Source organism: Pseudomonas sp. SWI7 (assembly GCF_006351945.1).
GTDB lineage: Bacteria > Pseudomonadota > Gammaproteobacteria > Pseudomonadales > Pseudomonadaceae > Aquipseudomonas > Aquipseudomonas fulva.
The window spans coordinates 1,379,738-1,399,778 of the sequence record NZ_CP040930.1 but is presented as its reverse complement, the minus strand read 5'-3'; the positions used below and the strand labels follow the sequence as shown (position 1 = coordinate 1,399,778).

Below are 20,041 nucleotides of genomic sequence, written 5' to 3'. Positions count from 1 at the left end.
TCATGAGCGAATTACGCTGCGCTTGTACTGAGTGTTCCTGCACGGTGAGCACCTTGCCGCAGAATGGCAAGGCCTACTGTTGCGAGGCGTGTGCAACCGGACACCGCAACGGCGAGCCATGCCGCATGCCAGACTGTACCTGTGGCAAGGTCGAGCAAAAGAAGGAAACCAGTGTGGACAATGCACTGGATGAGACTTTCCCTGCGAGCGATCCTATTTCGCCGTGAGGGATATTGAGCCGGGTCTGCTCGGGCAGACCCGGCCTGTTCAACCTGCTTTGCATTGTTTGTGATAGCTAGCGAATTTCAGCGTGTGGGCGCGGCCTCGCCGGCGCCCCGGCAAGACCGCTCCAAGGAGCTGAGCTAAGTCGGGATCTGCGCTATCCCTGCTCTACTTACCTGTCAATCACGTTGGTGCTGCCGAGTCTTGCCGGCGCATGGCCTTGGCGCGCTTCTCCAGCACGAGGTAGGTGATGACCGCCAACACCAGCGGTATCAGGTAGTACAAGGTTCGATAGGCCAATAGGGCTGCAACCAGGCTGCCTTGTGGAATCTGTCCTTGGAGCAAGCCTAGGAATACCGTCTCCAGCACCCCGAGCCCTGCCGGTATGTGGGCCACTACACCGGCCACGCAGCTGATCAACAGCACCCCCAGAATGGAGGGATAGAATGCCTGATCTGGCAGCAGCCAGAAGATCAGAAGCGCCATCATTGCCCAGTTGCTGGCACCCAAGGCCACCTGGCATAGCGCAAGGCGCAGCGAGGGTAACGTCAGTTCATGTTCGCGCCAGCGCCAAGTGCGTTTTTTGGCAAAACCGCAGGCTAGCAGGTAGCCGATCGAGATGGCCAGCAACGCAAAGCCAATCAGCTGCAGCCCGGTGGTGCCGACGGCCCAGTTTGCCGGCAACTCAACCAGGCGCATTGCAAACACGCCGCCTGCCAGCAGCATGTAGCCCATCCAATTGGTCAATAGCCCCAAGGTCAGGATGCGTGTGATGGTGGGGGTATCGAGCCCGAGCCTGCCATATAACCGATAGCGCAACGCGACCCCGCCTACCCAGGTGGTGAAATTGAGGTTGAAGGCGTAGCACACGAAAGCGATCGGCAGCACTTGACGCACCGGCAACTTGTGACCGGTATAGGCACGAGCCAACAGGTCATAGCTGGCGAAGATCAGGAAGCTCATCAGTGCCATGACCAACCCGACAGCCAATGTGCCGGGCTTGTAGGCCAACAGCGATTCACGTACCTCGTTCCAGTCCAGGTTGCGCGCCAGCGTGAACAACAACGCCGGGATCAGGATCAGGAACAGGACCGTGAACAGACGCTTGGCCCACACTTGCCAACGTTTTCGTTCCATCAGGTGTTGCCCTCGTGCAGGTTGCCTTGGGTCTCCACCGCTTGCCCGGGCGTCTTCAGACGCTTGCGATGCGCAGGTAGCCAGCCGGCAATGCGCGGGAAATGACGTATGACATGGAAGCTCAAGAAGATCAGCGGCGCCCGCCACCAGTAGCCGCGGATCATTCGCTCAAGGGTGACCGTCTTGCACTGTTCGCTGGCCAGCGACTGCAAATGGTCGTGGAGCTGTTGGTTGAAGGCGCGGCTGCGGATGAACAGGTTGGCTTCAAGGTTGAACGACAGGCTCAGCGGGTCGAGGTTGCTCGAGCCGACCGTGGACCATTCGTCGTCCACCAGCGCGACTTTGCCGTGCAGGGGGCGTCGGCAATACTCATGGATCCGCACCCCATCGCGAAGCAGGTAGTTATAGAGCAGGCGAGCCAGCGTACGCACCCACCACATGTCCGGCTCACCTTGCATGATGAGGGTCACTTCAACCCCTCGACGCGCGGCGTTACGCAGTTCGCGCAATAGGCGATAGCCTGGGAAAAAATAGGCATTGGCTACCACTATGCGCTTACGAGCGCCACGCAGGGCTTCGAGGTAATACGCTTCGATCGCTGTGCTGCGTTGGCCGTTGTCCCGCTCTACCATCACGGCGGTGATGTCGCCAGTGGGGTCGGTAACCGGGCGCACCTCGCTTGGGGGCTCCAGCACCGGCGACATCAGTCGACGGCTCACGGCATGCACCTGGGCGACCACTGGACCGGTGACCTCCACGGCGTAGTCCTGCTTGGCCATCGGCCCATAGTCGCCGAGATGATCGGCGCTATAGTTGATGCCGCCAATGAACGCACGCTCCCCGTCGATCACGACGATTTTGCGATGCAGGCGGCGGAACAGGTTGGTGCGCAGGCCAGCCAGACGAGGCTGGGGATCGAACAAGTGAAACCTCACCCCCGCTTCGGTCATCGCTCCGATGAATTCAGCTGACAGGTCAGCGGTGCCATACCCATCGGCAACCACTTCGACACGAACCCCGCGTTGCGCTGCCTCGATCAGGGCACGCTGCAACTGATGGCCAACCTTGTCCTCGTAGATGATGAATGTCTCAAGGAGAATTTCATCGCGCGCCTGGCCCATGGCCTCGAAGACTCGCGGGTAGAACGCCTCACCATTGATCAACAGCTCGACGCTGTTGCCATCGACCCAAGGTCTTTTCACACGTTGATCTCCGCAGCCAAGGGGGCGTGGTCGGACAGGTGCGACCACGGATAGTTGGATAAAACCTTTGCAGCATGGGGCATGGCATTGCGCACGTAGATCCGGTCGAGCCGAAGCAGCGGCAGGCGCGCGGGAAAACTGCGGGCCGGCGAGCCGAAACGCTCGCCAAATGCCTCAATCAGGCGCTCTGACAACACGGCATCGGCCTTCAAGCGCCAGTCATTGAAATCCCCGGCGATGATCACGGGCGCCTTGGCAGGCAGGCGGTCGAGCAACTCGAACAGCAAACTCACCTGTTTCTGGCGGTGTGCCTCCCGTAGCCCCAGGTGTACACAGATTGCATGCACCTCGTCATGGCCCGGCACCTCCAGTTGACAGTGCAGCAGACCTCGCTGTTCGTTTCCCTCGACCGATACGTCGAGGTTCTCTGAACGTACGATTGGGAATTTGGAGAGCAAGGCGTTGCCGTGATCGCCATGGGGGTAGACGGCGTTGCGCCCATAGGCGAATTGCGGCCACATGCTGTCTGCCAGAAACTCGTACTGGGGCGCCTCCGGCCAGGCGGGATGGCTGATCGCATGCTGCTGATGGCTGCCATGCACTTCCTGGAGAAACACCAGGTCGGCGTCTGTGGCACGTACCGCATCGCGCAGCTCTGGGAGGATGAAGCGGCGGTTGAAGAAGGTGAAGCCTTTGTGCACGTTGAGCGTCAGCACGTTCAGGCGGTGCACGGCGGTGATTTTGTCGATGATGCAGTTTGGCGCGGGGAGTGTAGGGTTCACAGCTTAACCTCCGGCTCGGCGCCCGGCTCGGTCATCAATTCGTGGTCCAAGTGCATCTTTTCCAGCAGTCGGCGCGCGTCGTAAGGGGCATGGACTTTCTGATCGTTATCGAAATAGCAGTACACGTCACGCGTTGGGCACCGGGGTGGCGGCCCTTGTACGATCAGATGTGCGTCGTCGGGCTGGCTTCCCTCAGTCCACTGTTCGATACGTTTCTTCCAGCGGCGAAGCGCGCTGACGGTATACCCGCTGCTATAGAGTTCGACATCGCCATGCAGGCGCATATACATGAAGTCTGCGGTGACGTCTTCGACGTAAGGCCACTTACCCGCGCTGTCGGCCACCACCAAGGCAACGTTGTGCTGGCGCAGCAGTTCCACGAAGCGATCGCACAGGAAGCTTTCGTGGCGTATTTCCACCGCATGGCGTAGGGGTGCATTCCCGCTTATCTGCGTACCGCCGTTACCTTGCAGGCGTTGCTCGCAGCCATTGGCGCTACGTTTGGCAGCGGCTCGGTCACGCGGTAGCAACTGCAGAAATGCACCGAATCGCTCAGCGTCGAAGCGCATGTTGGCAGGGAACTGCCATAAGAAAGGGCCGAGCTTGTTGCCCAGAAGAAGCGGCCCGGAAGCGAAGAAATTGGCCAATGGCGTATCGATGTCCTTGAGTCTGCGGATGTGGGTGATGTATCGCGGTGCCTTGACGGCGAAGACGAAGTCATCGGGTGTGGCGTCATGCCAGGCTTGATAGCGTTCGGGCGTTTGCAGGCTGTAGAACGAGCCATTGATCTCGATGGTCGTGACCGCCCTCGATGCGAAGGCCAGTTCGTCATCCTGGCGCAGGCCCTTGGGATAGAAATCCCTGCGCCAAGGGCCGTATCGCCATCCTGAAATGCCAATGCGTACCTCGCTCACGCTGCCTCCTATCGCATCTCCATTCCATTCACCATTGCGACCAGCGCAGTGGCAGGAGGGTTCAGGCGCAGTTGATCAATGGCGGTGGCCGGGGGTGGAATTGAACTTTGCAGATGAGCTCGATTCCATTTTTAGACAGGCAGGGTGGTGACCGACGCTCTGTATCGACACTTCTTGGAGGTGCGCATGGCCAGACACATCATCCATTTCACCGGCCCTATCAATTCTTCTACCTGCGGCAACCTGATCAACACCTGTACCAAGGCTGTGAACCAGGGGGCCGAGGTGGTGCAACTGAATGTCGCCACCATGGGCGGCGAGTGCAGCTACGGGTTTACCTTATACAACTACCTGCGGACTTTGCCTGTCACTGTGCACACGCATAACCTTGGCACGGTGGAGTCGATGGGCAACATCCTGTTTCTGGCCGGCGAGCGCCGCACCGCGTGCACGTACAGCAAGTTCCTGTTCCATCCCTTCCACTGGACGCTACACGGTTCCATCGACCACTCTCGGATGGCCGAATATGCAATGAGCTTGGATTATGACTTGCGCCTGTACGCCCAGATTGTGGCTCAGCGCACGGAAGGCGCGGCGCAGGCGCTTGACGTGCCCCGCTACCTGATGGCGGCCCCACGGATCCTTGGCCCACAAGAAGCTCTGGACAGCGGGATGATTCATGCGATCGACGATTTGCCGATTGAGGCGGGCGACTGTCAATGGAGCGTGCACGCCTAAAGCGGCACGCCTGTACTCCAGATAGCAGCCAGTCGAGGAGGGCGTCAGCGAACAGACGCCGCAGTAGCCGCGTCACACTCGAGCAACGAGCGAATCAACTTCCTGATGTCTTGCTTGAGCGTGCTGACGTTTTCGAAATGCGCGAACTGAAAGTCAGCGATCTCATGCAAGGCGCAAGGCTGGGGCGCTTCATCAAACTCGGCCTCGAAGACATAGTGCATGCGCTGGGGCGTCTCGTGGCGCATCAGCAGCGTGAAATTGTGGGCCTGCAGACCTGTCTCCTCTAGCAATTCACGCTGGGCCGCCTCAAGCGGCGTCTCACCAGGCTCAACTTTGCCACCTGGCAGCGTCCAAGGGGCGTTTTGCTTGCGAACCCATAGCCATTTATGAGCGTGTTTGCCATGCCGACAGATAATGGTTGCGCGGGGCTTGGCAGATTTCATGGGTACTCCGGCGAATCACATTCCTATGAGGAATTAGTCGCCGAGAACCGTAAAAAAGTCATAAAACTGTAACAATTCACCGACGAACGGTCAGTATAGAACCGAATCGTGCAGGCTTTCGATGGCCTCTACCAATTCGTCATAGCCGACGGGCTTGTTCAGGTGGCGATCAAAGCCTGATTGCTTCGACCGGTGCTGATCGGCGCTCGCCCCATAGCCAGTCAGGGCGATGGCCGGCGTGTGCTGCAGGTGCTTCATGTTTCGCAGGGCCTTTATCAGTGCATGGCCGTCCATGACTGGCATGCCGATGTCCGACAGAATGACGTCGTACTTCGTGTCCCTGGCGACCTCGAGCGCCTGGCGCGGGTCAGCGAACGCGCTTACCTGCGCACATTCCATTTCCAGAAGCTGTTGCATGACGTCGAGCACTTCGGGCGAGTCGTCCACCAGCAGCACGTGCAAGCCATCAAGGCGACCCATGCGTTCAGGTTGCTGGCAGGCAAGCTGCTCACCTCTACCACTCTGGGACAAGGGCAGAGTGACGGTGAACGTACAGCCTTGACCGAGGCCTGCGGAGTACGCGCTTACGCTTCCGCCATGGGCCTCCACTAACTGACGGACCAGCGACAACCCTATTCCCAGACCCTCTCGAGCCGCGTGCCCGAGCGGCGACGCTGCCTGGCTGAACAGATCGAAAATGTGCTCCAGGCTGTCTGCCGTGAGGCCGATGCCCTGGTCTATCACGCTGAGCGACACCTGCGTGTCATCGTGGCTGAGCGACAACCGAATGGCGCTACCGGGCGGGCTGAACTTCAGGGCGTTGTTGAGCAGGTTCCAGATCACTTGCTCCAAGCGTGTGCTATCCCCGTCGATGAACAGCGGTAGACGGTCAGCAGGCAGCTCCAGCACCACTGCCGAGTCAGGCTGCTCGCTGACGACAACCCCATGGATACCCTCGACGATGGCAGCCACGTCTACTGCTTCGGTCTTGAGCTTGAGCTTGCCGGTACGGATACGGGCCACGTCCAGGAGATCGTCGATGATGCGCGCCTGGCTGGCGACCGCCTCGCGGATGGTGGCTACCGCCTTGCTCGCAGCGGCGATGTGGGCGATCGAAGGCAGGCGACGCAGGATCTCGGCGTTGAGCTGGATCAGGTTGAGCGGGTGTTTGAGCTCGTGGGACATGATGGCAAAAAACTCATCCTTCATGTGGCTGCTGCTTTGCGACTCGGCCAATTGCTTGCTCTGTTCATCGTGCAGGCGCTTGTGCCCGGTCAAGTCACGAGCGATCTTCACGAAACCACGCAATGAATTGCCTTTCAAGCGCGAGATCTCACCGCTGGCATAGAAGCGGCTATCGTCATTGCGCATGTGCCAGCGCTCATCCTGGCTACGGCCGTTGGTGCGCGCCCTTTGCAACTCCTGCTCGGGAATGCCGTGCTGGCGATCTTCCTCGGTAAAGATGAGCTGGTAATGCCGGCCCACCACATCGGCCTTTTCATGGCCGAAGATCAATGTGGCGCCTGTGTTCCAATCAGTGATCAAGCCCTGCTCATCCAACAGGATGATGGCGAATTCGTGGGTACTTTCAGCGACTACTCGCATGCGTTCCTCGCCAAGTCGCAGACGCTCCTCGGCCGCGCGGCTCTTGCTGATGTCGATAAAGGTAAGCACGGCCCCGTCGATCTTCTGTTCGCTTGAGCGATAGGGCAGCAACCTGGCCAGGTACCAGTGGTAGGCCTGGCCTCCGATTTCGCGCTCGATGATGTGCTCGCCATTGACCACGGCACGCGCATCATCTGCCAGAGCGGGGTAATCCAAGCGATGAGTGATGTCGAGCAGAGAGCGGCCTGTGTCCACCGGCAGCATGTTGAACAGGTCGGTCGCACGCGGGGTGAACCAGCGAATGTGCAGGTTGCGGTCGACGAACACGGCGGCGATGTCAGTGCTGGCAATCAAGTTGCGCAGGTAGTCATTGACCTTGTCGGTCTCCTCGACCTTGTTCTTGAGCTCGTAGTTGACGGTCAACAGTTCTTCGTTGATCGACTGCAGCTCTTCCTTGCTGGTTTCAAGTTCTTCGCTGGCCGAGCGAAGCTCTTCGTTGATGGTCTGCATCTCTTCATTGGAGGCGGTGAGCTCTTCACTGGAGATCTCCGACTGCTCGATGGTCTCCTGCAATTGCAAGCGCGTGCGCTGCAACTCTCGCTCCAGGTTGTTCAGCACCATGCTGTCGGTCTGGCGAATGGCACCGACCAAGGGCAATGACGGATCGGGCGCGCGCTCTTCGAACACTACCAGCAGGTATTCGCCGGCTGTCTGCTCATCCTTATGCGGTTGCACCGTAATCTCTACCTGGCAGCGCTGGTCATCCTCGCCCAGGTCCACAGGGCGAGAGGTGACCGCATGGGTGCCCTGGCGCGCCTGGAACAGGGTGCTGCGAAGCGCCAGTCGCAGGCTGGGCAGTACCAGGTTGAGCAAGTTACGGCTCAATTCACCGCTGCCCAGTTGCATGAAGCGCCCGACCCCTTCACTCAGATGAAGGATGGTACCCTCACCGTCGATGATCAGGCTCGGCGGGGTTCGGCGCGCCAGTGCGCGGTGGTGCACCTCTGCATAGGAGGGCTTGCGCTGGGCTCTGCTTTTGGCGGTGGCCGGCTGCTTCAGAGCGCCTAGATCACCCCCTTGCAGCTGACGCCCCGGACGCGTGCCGGCACCGGCGACCTCGCGCGCCCGGTAGATGCGATTACGCTTGTCCACCACTGCAAACAGCTCGCCAGCCAGCTCTGCCGATTCAGACGAGCCCAGGAACAGGTACCCACCCGGGCGCAGGGCGAAATGGAACATGCGCAGGATGTCACGCTGGATTTCGCGGTCCAGGTAAATCAGCAGATTGCGACAGACGATCAAGCCCAATTGCGAGAAGGGCGGATCGGATAGCAGGTTATGCCGCGCAAAAAGCACTTTCTCGCGTATTTCCTTGCGTACTCGATAATGCTGGTCTTCCTTGACGAAGAACTGGCGCAGCCGCGATGGCGGCACGTCGGTGATGATGGACTCTGGATACAAACCCGTGCGGGCATGGCCAATGGCGCGCTCGTCAAGATCGGTGGCGAACACCTGTACGTTATTGGCACGTTGGTCCACGGCCAACTGCTCGCATGTCAGCATGGCCAGGCTGTAGGACTCCTCTCCTGTCGAGCAGCCGGCGGACCAGATGCGAATCTCTGCCGGGTTGTCAGCCGAGTCCGGCTCGCCCACCAGTTGGGGCATGACAATTCGTTCCAAGGCTTCGAACGCTTCACGGTCGCGGAAAAAATTGGTGACGCCTATGAGCATGTCCGCTAGTAAGTCGGCGGATTCCTCCTTGTGGTTTTCGAGGTAGTGCAGGTAAGCCCGCAGGTCGGCCTGCCCCGTGACATGCAGGCGCCGCTCAATCCGTCGTAGCACGGTGGCGCGCTTGTAGTGCTGGAAGTCATGCCCGGTAGCACTACGCAGTTGCAGCAGGATCTCTTCCAGCAAAGGTTCGCATGACTCCGGGTCGCCCGCCCGGGTACCCAGCGCAGGCGGCAGGCTGTCATCCTCGATGCGTGGGAGGTTGACCTGCCGTGCGTTATGCCACAGCTCCATCAGCTTTTGGGCAAGCTCTGCCGCCGGGAGAACAACGTCGACCAGCCCGGTTTCGATGGCCGCCCTGGGCATGCTGTCATACTGGGCATCATCCGGGCTTTGCACCAAAGTGACGCCGCCTTGCTCCTTGACGCGCGCCAACCCTACGGCGCCGTCTGCGCCGGTGCCGGACAGTACCACGCAAAAGGCATGGTCCTTGTGTACGTCGGCCAAGTCACGGAAAAACAGGTCGATCGCCACATGGTCACCGCGTCGCCTGTTGGCGGGTGCCACACGCAGATAGCCGTCATTGGTCGACAGCCGATTGGCAGGGGAGATCACGTATACATGGTTGCGTTCAATCGGTACCGGCGCCGTTACCTGGCTCACCGGCATGCGGGTGGTCTCCTGAATGATTCGATCAGCGACACTCTGATGGTCTGGAGACAAGTGCAGCACGATGACGAATGCCATGCCAGAGTCGGCAGGCATCTGCCTGAACAGGGTACAGATGGCTTCGATCCCCCCTGCAGAAGCACCAATACCCACCACCGGGAAATTGAGATGACTAGGATTCAGGTTCGAAGGATGGGGTGCGGCGGGCTGGTTAACGGTCGACTTCATGGCGGTGCCCTGTACAGACCTGACGGACAGCCCATCGACATGTCGCGGGGCAGGAGGAGCGACATTATAGGCAACGCGCGAGGATATTCGCGAGCGCCTTTACGAGGCGCTAATGGCTGGCCCGCAAGTGTTCGGCCAGAGAATCAATTCGCGCCACCGATCTGCAATCCATGCCTTGGGACTGAGTAGCCTGTCATCGCACGGGTTCTGATGAAGGGCGCGGCTTCGTGCCATGCGCACTTCCAGAACCGCAAGGAGAAACGATATGGCTCGTGATCAAAAATCGACCGGTCAACGTGGCGGCACCAAGGAAACCAACCCGGGCAATTTCGCCAATGACCGCGAAAAGGCCTCCCGTGCTGGGCAGAAAGGGGGTCAGGTTTCAGGTGGAAACTTCGCCAATGACCGTGAGCGCGCTTCGCAGGCTGGCCGTAAGGGTGGTCAGAACAGCCACGGCGGCGGGCGTAGTGCAACGAACGAAGCGCGTGGCTGAACTCATCCTGGGTGCCTGCCAAAGGCTGTGCCAGGCACCCCTTGGGAGCAATGACGCATATTCGATTGAATCTTTATCGCCGAGCTGCACTCCATCGCAGGGTCATCCACGCAAAAGAGGAGGGTGCAGCGATGCCTAGTCCCCAGTTATACATCATCGATTATCGGCTCCATGGCGAGCCCCGCACCTTCATCATTCGTCTTGAACGCCTGGATAACGCCGAAGCCTGGCACTGGGCGAGCTGCGATGCAGGCATTGGCATCATTCCGAAATTCGGGCGCGAGAAAATCCGCAAGGTCAGCCGGCCCATGGCCGAACGCTACGGCGTCACGGACGTGACCTGGCGCCTATCAGGCAGCAAGCCTGGGCAGTCCCTGGAAGACCCTGCCACCACCGCCTGATTGCGCAGCCTGCATCATCAACCGATCACGCACCCGCCTCGGGATCGCTGGCAGGCACGCCTGGCCGATCCTGGTCTTCATCGGTCAGACCGGGATCAGTGTCCGGGTCATCGACCTTATCATTGCGCTGCTCTTGCTCAAGCTCGGGCCAGTCGTCCTGGACATTGCCGCCCCCCATCATCAGTTTCTGCATCATTGCGCGCGCCTCCGCTGGTTCTAAAAAAAGGCCCGCCCTGACGGCGGGCCAACACAGGAGTGAGGGGCACAGCCATTGCCAGGCCTCTCACTTGTTCAGAGCACCACCGCACGCGTAGAAGTCCGTCTAGGCAGGCGCAGGTCTGACCAACGGTGCTACCCGGCCGAGTACTTGACGGCAGCAGCGGTACGCGAGCTGACATTAAGTGCCTTGAGCAGTGACGAAACGTGGATGCGCACCGTGAAGGGCGAGATATCCAAGGCCTTGGCTATCTCCTTGTTGGTCTTGCCCTGAGCGATCAAGCGCAGCACGTCTTGTTGGCGTTGAGTCAGGTGCTCGGTACCCGAGTCGGCATTGGCGACCGGCAGCAGCCCTGAGGGCGCGAAGCGCACCAACACTTCTCCGGCTCGAACGGCAAGGATCGCAGCGCCCATTTGCTCGGCGCTCAGGCTTTTGCCGATGAAACCATCAACGCCGCAAGCCATGACTTGGTCGATGATGACCGGATCATCCACCATCGAGACGACGATCAAGGTCGTGCGCGGCAGTTGGCGTTTGAGCTGGGCTAGGCGGCTGACGGAATCCAGGCCCGGAAAACGCAGGTCAAGGATCAAGGTGTCGAGGGCCTCGCCGACGCTGGCAAGCTGCAGTACCTCATCCAGGCTGCCGGCCTCAGCTACATGGGCGCTTGGCAGCACACGGTAGACGGTACGCACCATGGCTTCCCTGAAAAGCGGATGGTCGTCCGCCACGATTATTCGACTGGTCACGCTTGGCAACTCCCTTTGGCCGCAGGTCGATCGGACCATGTTAACGTAGCAGCCCTGGCAAGTGCGTGCCGCCCCGTCACGGGAGCAAAGCCGCCTGATGAAAAGGATTCTGGCCATGGCCCTGGATAAAAACAACGAGCTCGATCAAGCGAACTTGCGTCTGGTCGTTGGCAGTTGCGCCTTCGCCTATGTGGCGATGCTGGTCTTTCTGCTGGACCGTTCTGCTGCGCTCTACGTGCCGGTGGTCGTCTACATTGTCGTCTTTCTCCTGGTATCGGTGCTTCTGCGCCAGGCCATCGCACGCTGGCCGGGGCACTATCCGTGGCGCCGGGTGCTGGGCATGGTGCACGACTACACAGGCACCTGCTTCGGCCTGGTAGTCGGCGGTGAGGCGGCGCTGCCCCTGTATGCCGTGATGGTGTGGGTCAACCTGGGCAACGGCATGCGTTTCGGCTCCCGGTACCTGGCCATCGCGACCGGGCTGGCGCTGATCGCCTTGGTTGCGGTGTACCAACTGACGCCTTACTGGCAGGCCAACCCTTTTCTGGTGCTGATGTTGCTGACCACCAGCACCGTGATCCCCGTCTATGCGCACTTGCTGCTCGAACGCACGCGCCGAGCTTCGGAGCAGGCCGCTGCAGCCAATCTCGAGAAGTCCCGCTTTCTGGCCCAGGCGAGTCACGACCTGCGCCAACCCATTCACTCCATCAGTCTGTTCACCGCTTGCCTGCGCGAGGCGCGGCTGGGCGAGGAGGAACGCAGGCTGGTGGACAGCATTGATCGATCGCTGCTGAATGTGTCCCAGCTGTTTCGTTCGATTCTGGACCTGTACACCTTGGACAACGGGCGTGTGCAGCCGCGCCATGAGCCCTTTGCCCTGGGCGATTTTCTCGAGACCCTTGCGCGTGAGCACGCCGAGGCTGCTCGCTGGGCGGGGGTGGAGATACGGGTGCGGCCTTGTGCCTACTGGACGCGTGCAGACCGCGGCATATTGACGACTATGGTCCAGAACGTCCTTTCCAACAGCCTCAAGTACGCACCGGGACGGCCACTGTTGATGGGTGTCCGACGCTGCCAGGGATGTCTTGCCATCATGGTCTGTGATCAGGGGCGAGGCATCGAACCTGCACACCAGACGCTGGTGTTCGAGGAGTTCTACCGGGTCAGGCAAGTGCGCGACAAGGACGTCGAGGGCGTCGGATTGGGCCTGTCGATCGTTCGTCGGCTTGCACGGCTGATGGACGTGCAGGTGCACCTGCAATCTCGACCCGGCCACGGCACTACCGTGAGCCTGAAGGGGTTCGCGCAGATAACGCCTCAACCTACACGGCCAGCGCCTGAGCACGAGCTTGCCGCTGCAGGTTTGCTCAGCGGCCTGCGAGTCTGCCTGATAGAAGACGACCATAACGTGCTCAGGGCAACGTCGGCCCTGTTGCAGCGCTGGGGGTGCGAAGTGGATGGGCACAGTTCTGCTGCCGCTTCGAATGAGGACTGTGACGTCATCGTTGCCGACTATGACCTTGGCCAGGACGCCACCGGAGTCGATTGCATCGAACGGCTGCGCAGCGAGCGGGGCTGGGCTGTACCAGCCTTGATCATGACGGGGCATGATCCGGACCGAATACAGGACGCGGTACAGGGTCGCGATATCGCAGTGCTGTCCAAGCCTGTGCGCCCGGCCGAATTGCGAGCCATGCTGCGCACGCTCTGTGGTGAGCCCACCTTGCCTCCCTGTTGAAAGCGGCCGCAGCCCTAGTCACAGGCGGCCGGTCTGGCCTTCTTTCACGCAGCTGGGGGTGGGTTGATAAATGCCCATGCCCGCCGCAGCGACAAGTGCACCGCTGGGCATCTGGCATTCGAACCGCCCTTTGCCAGTCGTGGCGGTGTAGTAGGTGATGGTGCTGTCGCTGCGCACATCTTCCACTTTCGACACTTTGGTGTTGAGCACGAACTCGGTACGCTTCTTCAGGGTGTCATCAGACGGCTTGACCGTTTGGCAGCCGGCCATGGCCAATAGAGCCCCGGTAATGGCGATCAGCTTGAAGGGGGTCATGGGGATGGTTCCTTAGCGATGAAAGAACCGAAATATAGCGTGGGCGGGATGCAGGATCGATTAGGGCAGATGTGCTAAATGGCATTTAGCTACTCAGTATCCGACAGGCAGATATCAAGGCCGCTATTGGTGTATCGCCGCACCTGCTGCGCTCCTTCATGCTGGTGCTATGGCGGCTCGGCATCAAGGATACCGTCCTGGAACATCCCGAGAGCGGCCAAGTGGTCACCCTCGGCCGCCTAACCCTGAAGGGCAAACTGGGCACCTGCGCTTCGCGATCACTTTGCCACCTTCCTCGCGGGTGCCGACCTAGACAGCGCGTGCGCAGCGGCGAGCAGTGATCGGATGCTCAGTTGAGCCTCAGACCATAAGGGCCAACAGCGCTGCGGCTAGAGCTGGCGGCATGACCAGCAGCCCCAGGCGCAGAAATTGCCAGGCGCTGACAGACTCGCCTTCACGTCGAATCGCCACCAGCCAGAGCAAGGTTGCAAGGGATCCGGTAATGGACAAGTTCGGACCTATGTCGACCCCAATCAGCAACGCGGCGGTAGTTTGCCGAGGGAGGTGGGCGATATCGACCATGGAGCCGGCAATCAGCCCACTCGGCAGGTTGTTCATCAAGTTGCTAGCCACGGCTACACCCACCCCCGCGGTCCAGCTCGCAGCGGTCTGAGACGTCTGCTCCAGGGTCATGAGCGCATGCGCCAGCTGGTCGATCGCGCCTGTCTGAGCCACTGCTTCGACCAACACGAACAAGCCCGCAACCAATGGCAGCACACTCCAGGCAACGTGTCGCAAAACTGGCATCGGGCTGCGCCGCTGGCGCAAATGGATCAGCGCGGTGGTCGCGATACCAGCGCTGAAGGTAGGTAGGCCTAGTGGTACGTCAAGCGCCGATGCACCCAGCAGCACGCAGGCAGTCAGCGCAATGCTCCATGCACACAGGCGCGCACCGGCTGGAAGAGGCTGTATTTGCACGGTCAACGCAAGCGGCTGGCCGATCTGACGGCGTTGGGTGATACGCAAAATGACATAGGTCGCCGCGATGGCTGCCAACGAAGGCAAGGTGAACTGCTTTAACCAGTCCAGCAGAGGAGGCATCTGGCTGCCGAATACCACCAGGTTGGCGGGATTGGAAATGGGCAGAACGAAGCTTGCGGCATTGGCGATGAATGCACAGATGAACAGGTAGGGCAGAGGCTCAGCCTTGGCGGCCTTGCAGGCGGCATACACTGCTGGCGTCAGAACCACGGCAGTGGCATCGTTCGAGAGAAAAACGGTCACCAGGGTACCGACCAGGAAAACCAGATTGAACAGCCGTTGACCAGACCCTTGGGCATGGCCTACGGCATAACGAGCCACCCAATCGAAAAGCCCCTCCTGGCGGGCCACTTCGGCCAGAACCATCATGCCGATCAAAAACAGGTAGACGTCGCTCCCCTTGACCACCGCCGCCAAAGCGTTCATCGGGGCAATCAGCCCAAACAGCACGAGTACGGTGGCACCGCCTAGGGCCCAGATGAATTCGGGCACCTTGAAGGGTCTGAGTATGACGCCAGCAGTGGCCAGGGCCGAGACGATCCAGATGATCAACGATGTTTGGCTCAGGTGCATCAAGGGTTCAGTTTCCGGCGGCTGACGGCATAGAAGAGGAGTGCGCATCGCCCTGGCGTGGGTGCGTTTCGGGGAGGGCGACCAGCACAAGAACAAATGCGCAGGCTGCGATCCCGGCCAGCGTCAGGAACGCGGCATTGTAACCCGCCGCTTGGACGACGAACCCCGCCAGACCAGGGCTCAGCGCAGCACCAAGGCCGAACACGGCGGTGAGCGCGCCAAGGCTTACGTTGAACCGCCCGGTACCCTCGGTGAGGTCCTTGACGATGATCGGGAACAGCGCCCCGAAAATGCCCGCGCCAATGCCATCGAGTAGCTGCACGCCTACGAGCCAGAAGGGGTTGTCAGACAAGGTGTAGAGCGCGCCGCGCAGTGGAAGTATCAGGAACCCCACGAGCATGAACGGCTTGCGCCCCCATTGTTCGGCACGCGCCCCGACCAGCAGCGCCATGGGCACCATGACCAACTGGGCCGCCACGATGCAAGCCGAGGTCAATGGCGTGGCCAGGCGCAGGTCGACTTGAGAGAGTTTCTGGCTTACCAACGGCAGCATGGCCGCATTGGCCAGATGGAACAAGGCACAGCAGATCGCGAAGAGCAGCAATGTGCGGTTATGCAACAGCAGCGCCAAGCCCGCCGGATTGTCCTGATCGTTCGGGCTATGGGTCAGGCCTCGAGCCACGTGATGGTCAATCTCAGCGCCCGGGACGCAGGCTACCGCGATGATGCTGGCCACGGTCAATGCAGCCATCAGATAGAACACCACCACCGGCCCATACAGGTAGGCGAGGCCACCGGCCAGTAGTGCAGAGAAAGCATTTCCAGCATGGTTGAAGGTCTCGTTGCGCCCCACGCGTCGCGTGAACGCCTTCGGTCCGGTCAGCCCCAGAGAGATGGCTGCGATCGCCGGCGCGAACACGGAGCCGGCCAAGGCGCTGATGGTTTGCGTTACGGCAACCCAAGTGAATGATGTGATGAAAGGCAGTAACAGACAGCTCCCGGTTACCAGCACTGCCGCTATGACCACAACGGCACGTTTGGCGGGCGTACGGTCAATCAGGGCGCCGGCGGGCGTCTGAGCGAGCAGGGCAGTAACACCGGCAATCGTCATGACCAGCCCTATGCTCGCGGGCTGCCATTGATGAACGGCGAGCAGATAGATGGCAAGGTACGGTCCAAGTCCGTCACGTACATCGGCAAGGAAGAAGTTCAACCAGTCAAGCGAGCGATGCGGGGCGGATTGCCTAGGATTTTCCAAGGACGTGCTCTCGAGAGGGCCACGTAGCCATCGCTGGCATGGGCCAGGGTATGGGCGGCGGGCGAGTGGTGATGCTGGGGTATCTTTGGCAAAGACTGTGCACGGCGAGGATAGGTTCCAGAGGCGGATTTAAGTTATCTGGATGAGGGCCGGGAATTCGGCGAGGGATGGAATGGCGGGCTCGGTCGGCACGCATCGCCCAATGAAAACCTGGTACGGAAGGGATGGATAGGCGACGACAACCTAGGTCAATTATATAACTAAACTAAATGAATATTTAGTGTAGTTATTACTGAGAAGAATATTGAGTTAGGGTAGGAGACGCCCTAGCCATACTGTCAGTCCCCCGGAATCCGGATCTTCAACAACATGATCAAGCACCTCGAACCCGTTGGCGTGTAACTGATCGACGTATTCATTGGTACTCAAGCTGGCGTGATACAACGTCTCGCCCTCGAATGTACCCAAGGCTTCGCCATGGGAGGGCCCACTTGTAAACATGAGCAACGCCCCTGGGGCCGCATGGCGACGAAAAATCGGGAACATCAGGCGCTGATCGGTGGGCTTTAGGTGGAAAAAGCTGTTCCAAGCAATGATTGCGTCGAACTGACAGCCCAAGCCCAGATCCAGAACACGTGCTGACGGCTTCAGCATGTTCCCGAAATGCGGAATCCATTTGCGATCAGTGAAGTGATTGGCGCGCTTTTGGTGCCAAGTAAATGCATGGCGGTCGTAAAGGTCGATGATGTGGTCTGCTGATGGATGGTGGGACATGCGAGGACGGTTTCCTTAAACGATCTTACGAGAGGACGCTGTAAGCGATTCGTGGCTTCGAATGTACCCCGGGTTGGTATCGAGCAGGAAATGCCTGGGTGCGCATAATGTGTATTATGTTAAATCATGTATAAGGCTGCTGGGGCTGGATCACGATCAGTGCTGACTGGCATGACAAGCTCAGCTGTAACCGTCGCGAATCACGGACACTCCTACCCCTGAAAACCCCGAACCCCCCAGCCCACAAGGCCTCCAGCCTTTCTGGGATGCTTCTGAACTCCAGCAAACCTCAGAAATGCGGACACTTTTGCCTCTGAGCGCCTTCCGCAAACCCTTGAATCCATTAGGTATCTTCAAAAAACGATCGTTTGAACCGTTGCTCCGGTTTTCTACGCTATCTGGACACTCGAGTAATCTGCGGGATTTCCAAAACCACCCCTGTAAGCCAGTAAATCTAACGCCTGCAGGGTGGTTTGCGCCTAATGCGGACACCTTCTTGCGCACACAGCGAACCCCATAATCAGGACACTTTCCATATTCAACGCTCAACGAGCCACAGTTCTCACCTGAAATACACATACCCTGAACCGCCCCCGAAGCCCAGCAGCACCAAGCAGACAAATCGCTCCAAGCCAAGCGCTCCGGGCCTCACAACGGTTTCCACGATCTCGATCTTGGAATTGAGGTCTCTGGAAACCGCTTAGCAGTAAAGCTTTCGCACAGCTCATCCACAAACGACTCTCCGAGCCGTTTTTCTGCGAACGCGACGATAATGCGGACACTTTCCAAAGCCCGCCCTGAGCAACCACCAGGCGGGATCCCTGTTTTTGCTGCCTTTGGTGTAATTTGCGGTCAATGCGGACACTTTCCGAAATCGACTTGCACGACAATAATGCGGACACTTTCGTATGAATAAGCTTGTAATGTGGACACTTTCGGGGGCGAAATGGACATTGGAGTGACGAAGCGTATTTATACCTATATTGCCAATCCACGCCAGTGACTAGAGAACCTCAAAGAGGCTTCCTCATCCTGCAAACAATATAGAGGAAATTCGCATAGTTCCTAAAGTCCTGCACCCGAAGGTGGCCACTGAAGCTAAAACAACAATATTCTTATAAGCCGAAATTTATCTGAGTGGCACGGCACCACCAATGTCTGACGCTGCCAGATGCAAATTGCTCATATATGACGCAGCCGGGCAGATCCATAACTCCGAATATGGCCTAGTGAGTTTCTTGTCATATGTCAAGCAAGCATGATAGTCACGGACGGATGGTGTTGATGGGCAAAAAATTTGTCAAGGTTGCGGCCGGCCAAACTTGGCGCTACTATCCGGCAATTCCCATTAACTATGGCCAGTCGATTGAAGTGAGTGATTGAAGCGGGCGGTACAGGAGTTGAAAACTTCCTGAAACAGCCAGATTAGGAAGTTTCAATTGCTGATGTATGCCAGCCCATTACGGTAAGTAAGATGACCTGCACTCCCCGGCCCATATTTGAATCTCACAGTGATTTCGTGGATCAGGATTTCACTGTAGGCCGGCCATCAATCACGAGCGTCGAGCGATTCTTGGAAAGCTTTGCTCCCGAACTCAAAGCCATCCCAGGGTTCCTGGCTATCAGGGGTTATCTGAGGTGTTATGCCGACAACGCGCTCACATACAGCACGTACCGAGGCCACGTTGAGCGGCTATTTCTCTGGGCGCTGATCGTGCGCCAGAAGCCTGTGCACGAGTTGAAACGGCTTGATGCCGAAGCGTATCTTGAGTTTTGCAAACACCCGCCAGCCACTTGGGTTGGGCCAGTCATTCGCAATCGGTTCATTTCAGAAAATGCTTTAAGTAGTGCTGATCAGCTACCGGATCTGGAATTAGCGGCCAACCCCAAATGGAAGCCTTTCACACTGCGCGCTCCCAAACAAAATCGCAGCCTGAGTGAAAGTACTGGGGACAATTCGTCGACCGACTATCACTCATCATCCGGCAGCATGAGCAATGTATTCAAAATTGCAAGCGGCTTTTATGAATATCTAGTGGAAGAAGAAATCGCTACTTCGAATCCGTTCCGCAAGGTTTCTAAAAAGGGGCAGTATAGTTCATCTCAGCTAGAATCCAGCACTTCTCGGGCGTTGACCCCTTTGCAATGGGATTATGTGATTGACACTGCAGAATCCATGGCCGCTGCTGATCCTAGGAAACATGAGCGCACCCTATTCGTGCTCGTTACGATGTTCAGCATGTATTTGCGCATATCGGATATCGTTGGGCGTACCAATTGGCAGCCCACCATGGGAGATTTTCGTCTGGATGCTGATGAAAACTGGTGGTTCTATGTTGTGGGTAAGGGCAACAAGTCCGGAAAAATCGCAGTGCGTGATGAGTATGTAACGAAGTATCTCACAAGGTACCGTACCTTCATTGGACTGAGTCCATTGCCTACTCATCAGGAGAAAACTCCGCTTCTGAAAACGCTGAGCGGTCGCGCAGGCCTCTCGGATCGACAGGTGCGCGCCCTCCTCCAAACCGTTTTTGACCAGGCGCTCGTCAGAATGCGTGCAGAAGGACGTGAGCCTTATGAAATGGACAGCCTGCGCGGAGCATCATCGCACTGGCTACGTCATACCTCGGCGACCTTTGATGCGCCGTTCAGAAACGCGAAGGATCTCCAGTACGATCTAAGGCATTCCAACTTGGCGACAACTCAAAACACCTACTACCACTCACATGATCAAGAGCGAGCGCGGTCGGTCAAACACTTAGGAACGCGAGACAGAGGCTGATACTGCGCTGCCCTGCTCTTGCGTCACGATAA

Annotated in this window: 17 protein-coding genes and 1 pseudogene; 6 read left to right on the top strand and 12 right to left on the bottom strand. The window is 58.7% G+C overall.

Features of this window, described 5'->3' with window-relative positions:
- The first annotated feature begins 2 nt into the window (after positions 1-2).
- Positions 3-227 carry a metallothionein gene (locus tag FH041_RS06225; RefSeq protein WP_027915593.1) on the top strand — a complete coding sequence of 75 codons (225 nt, stop codon included), beginning with the start codon at positions 3-5 and terminating at the stop codon, positions 225-227.
- Positions 228-405: 178 nt separating this feature from the next.
- Here FH041_RS06225 and FH041_RS06220 read toward each other — a convergent pair whose 3' ends face one another.
- Genes FH041_RS06220 through FH041_RS06205 form a run of 4 tightly spaced genes read right to left on the bottom strand, consistent with a single transcriptional unit; the run spans position 406 to position 4,257 of the window.
- Positions 406-1,359, bottom strand: a complete 954-nt coding sequence (locus FH041_RS06220) for a lysylphosphatidylglycerol synthase domain-containing protein (RefSeq protein WP_028687531.1) — start codon at positions 1,357-1,359, stop codon at positions 406-408.
- The gene (gene clsB, locus FH041_RS06215; protein WP_027915591.1) at positions 1,359-2,561 is read right to left on the bottom strand and encodes a cardiolipin synthase ClsB; all 1,203 of its coding nucleotides are present in this window, start codon (positions 2,559-2,561) and stop codon (positions 1,359-1,361) included. The genes FH041_RS06220 and clsB overlap by 1 nt, the downstream gene beginning before the upstream one ends.
- Positions 2,558-3,343, bottom strand: coding sequence for an endonuclease/exonuclease/phosphatase family protein (locus FH041_RS06210; RefSeq protein WP_028687532.1), 786 nt, complete (start codon positions 3,341-3,343; stop codon positions 2,558-2,560). The genes clsB and FH041_RS06210 overlap by 4 nt, the downstream gene beginning before the upstream one ends.
- Positions 3,340-4,257: a DUF72 domain-containing protein gene (locus FH041_RS06205; protein WP_027915589.1), complete on the bottom strand. Its 918-nt coding sequence runs from the start codon at positions 4,255-4,257 to the stop codon at positions 3,340-3,342. The genes FH041_RS06210 and FH041_RS06205 overlap by 4 nt, the downstream gene beginning before the upstream one ends.
- A 186-nt stretch (positions 4,258-4,443) precedes the next feature.
- On the opposite strand from FH041_RS06205, the gene FH041_RS06200 reads away from it, so the two are divergent.
- Complete coding sequence (locus FH041_RS06200) at positions 4,444-4,995, top strand: ATP-dependent Clp protease proteolytic subunit (protein WP_027915588.1); 552 nt, start codon at positions 4,444-4,446, stop codon at positions 4,993-4,995.
- A 44-nt stretch (positions 4,996-5,039) separates the two neighbouring features.
- On the opposite strand, the gene FH041_RS06195 is transcribed toward FH041_RS06200, so the two are convergent.
- The gene (locus tag FH041_RS06195) at positions 5,040-5,438 is read right to left on the bottom strand and encodes an NUDIX hydrolase (protein ID WP_028687533.1); all 399 of its coding nucleotides are present in this window, start codon (positions 5,436-5,438) and stop codon (positions 5,040-5,042) included.
- Positions 5,439-5,528: 90 nt separating this feature from the next.
- Positions 5,529-9,668: a CheR family methyltransferase gene (locus tag FH041_RS06190; protein WP_140174266.1), complete on the bottom strand. Its 4,140-nt coding sequence runs from the start codon at positions 9,666-9,668 to the stop codon at positions 5,529-5,531.
- A 319-nt stretch (positions 9,669-9,987) separates the two neighbouring features.
- Between FH041_RS06190 and FH041_RS06185 the strand changes: the two are divergent.
- Both FH041_RS06185 and FH041_RS06180 read left to right on the top strand, forming a co-directional pair.
- A pseudogene (locus FH041_RS06185) lies at positions 9,988-10,161 on the top strand (general stress protein); the annotation flags it as partial.
- Between the two features lie 131 nt (positions 10,162-10,292).
- Positions 10,293-10,562 (top strand): DUF6555 family protein, encoded by a 270-nt coding sequence (locus tag FH041_RS06180; RefSeq protein WP_027915584.1) that lies wholly within the window; start codon positions 10,293-10,295, stop codon positions 10,560-10,562.
- Positions 10,563-10,587: 25 nt separating this feature from the next.
- On the opposite strand, the gene FH041_RS22670 is transcribed toward FH041_RS06180, so the two are convergent.
- Positions 10,588-10,758, bottom strand: coding sequence for a hypothetical protein (locus tag FH041_RS22670; RefSeq protein WP_154665202.1), 171 nt, complete (start codon positions 10,756-10,758; stop codon positions 10,588-10,590).
- A 155-nt stretch (positions 10,759-10,913) separates the two neighbouring features.
- Positions 10,914-11,528, bottom strand: coding sequence for a response regulator transcription factor (locus FH041_RS06175; protein ID WP_027915583.1), 615 nt, complete (start codon positions 11,526-11,528; stop codon positions 10,914-10,916).
- 115 nt (positions 11,529-11,643) lie between these two features.
- Here FH041_RS06175 and FH041_RS06170 point away from each other — a divergent pair, with 115 nt between their 5' ends.
- Positions 11,644-13,266, top strand: coding sequence for a hybrid sensor histidine kinase/response regulator (locus FH041_RS06170; RefSeq protein WP_088523640.1), 1,623 nt, complete (start codon positions 11,644-11,646; stop codon positions 13,264-13,266).
- A gap of 18 nt (positions 13,267-13,284) precedes the next feature.
- On the opposite strand, the gene FH041_RS06165 is transcribed toward FH041_RS06170, so the two are convergent.
- The 4 genes from FH041_RS06165 to FH041_RS06145 all read right to left on the bottom strand — a co-directional run bounded on the left by FH041_RS06165 (position 13,285) and on the right by FH041_RS06145 (position 17,227).
- Positions 13,285-13,581 carry a hypothetical protein gene (locus tag FH041_RS06165; RefSeq protein ID WP_027915581.1) on the bottom strand — a complete coding sequence of 99 codons (297 nt, stop codon included), beginning with the start codon at positions 13,579-13,581 and terminating at the stop codon, positions 13,285-13,287.
- A gap of 360 nt (positions 13,582-13,941) precedes the next feature.
- Positions 13,942-15,195: an arsenic transporter gene (locus FH041_RS06155; RefSeq protein ID WP_088523639.1), complete on the bottom strand. Its 1,254-nt coding sequence runs from the start codon at positions 15,193-15,195 to the stop codon at positions 13,942-13,944.
- A 7-nt stretch (positions 15,196-15,202) separates the two neighbouring features.
- Positions 15,203-16,453, bottom strand: coding sequence for an MFS transporter (locus FH041_RS06150; protein WP_111475847.1), 1,251 nt, complete (start codon positions 16,451-16,453; stop codon positions 15,203-15,205).
- A gap of 309 nt (positions 16,454-16,762) precedes the next feature.
- Positions 16,763-17,227 carry a class I SAM-dependent methyltransferase gene (locus tag FH041_RS06145; RefSeq protein ID WP_140174265.1) on the bottom strand — a complete coding sequence of 155 codons (465 nt, stop codon included), beginning with the start codon at positions 17,225-17,227 and terminating at the stop codon, positions 16,763-16,765.
- Between the two features lie 1,474 nt (positions 17,228-18,701).
- Between FH041_RS06145 and FH041_RS06140 the strand changes: the two genes are divergently transcribed.
- Positions 18,702-20,009 carry a site-specific integrase gene (locus tag FH041_RS06140; RefSeq protein ID WP_088523636.1) on the top strand — a complete coding sequence of 436 codons (1,308 nt, stop codon included), beginning with the start codon at positions 18,702-18,704 and terminating at the stop codon, positions 20,007-20,009.
- The last annotated feature ends 32 nt before the right edge of the window (positions 20,010-20,041 follow it).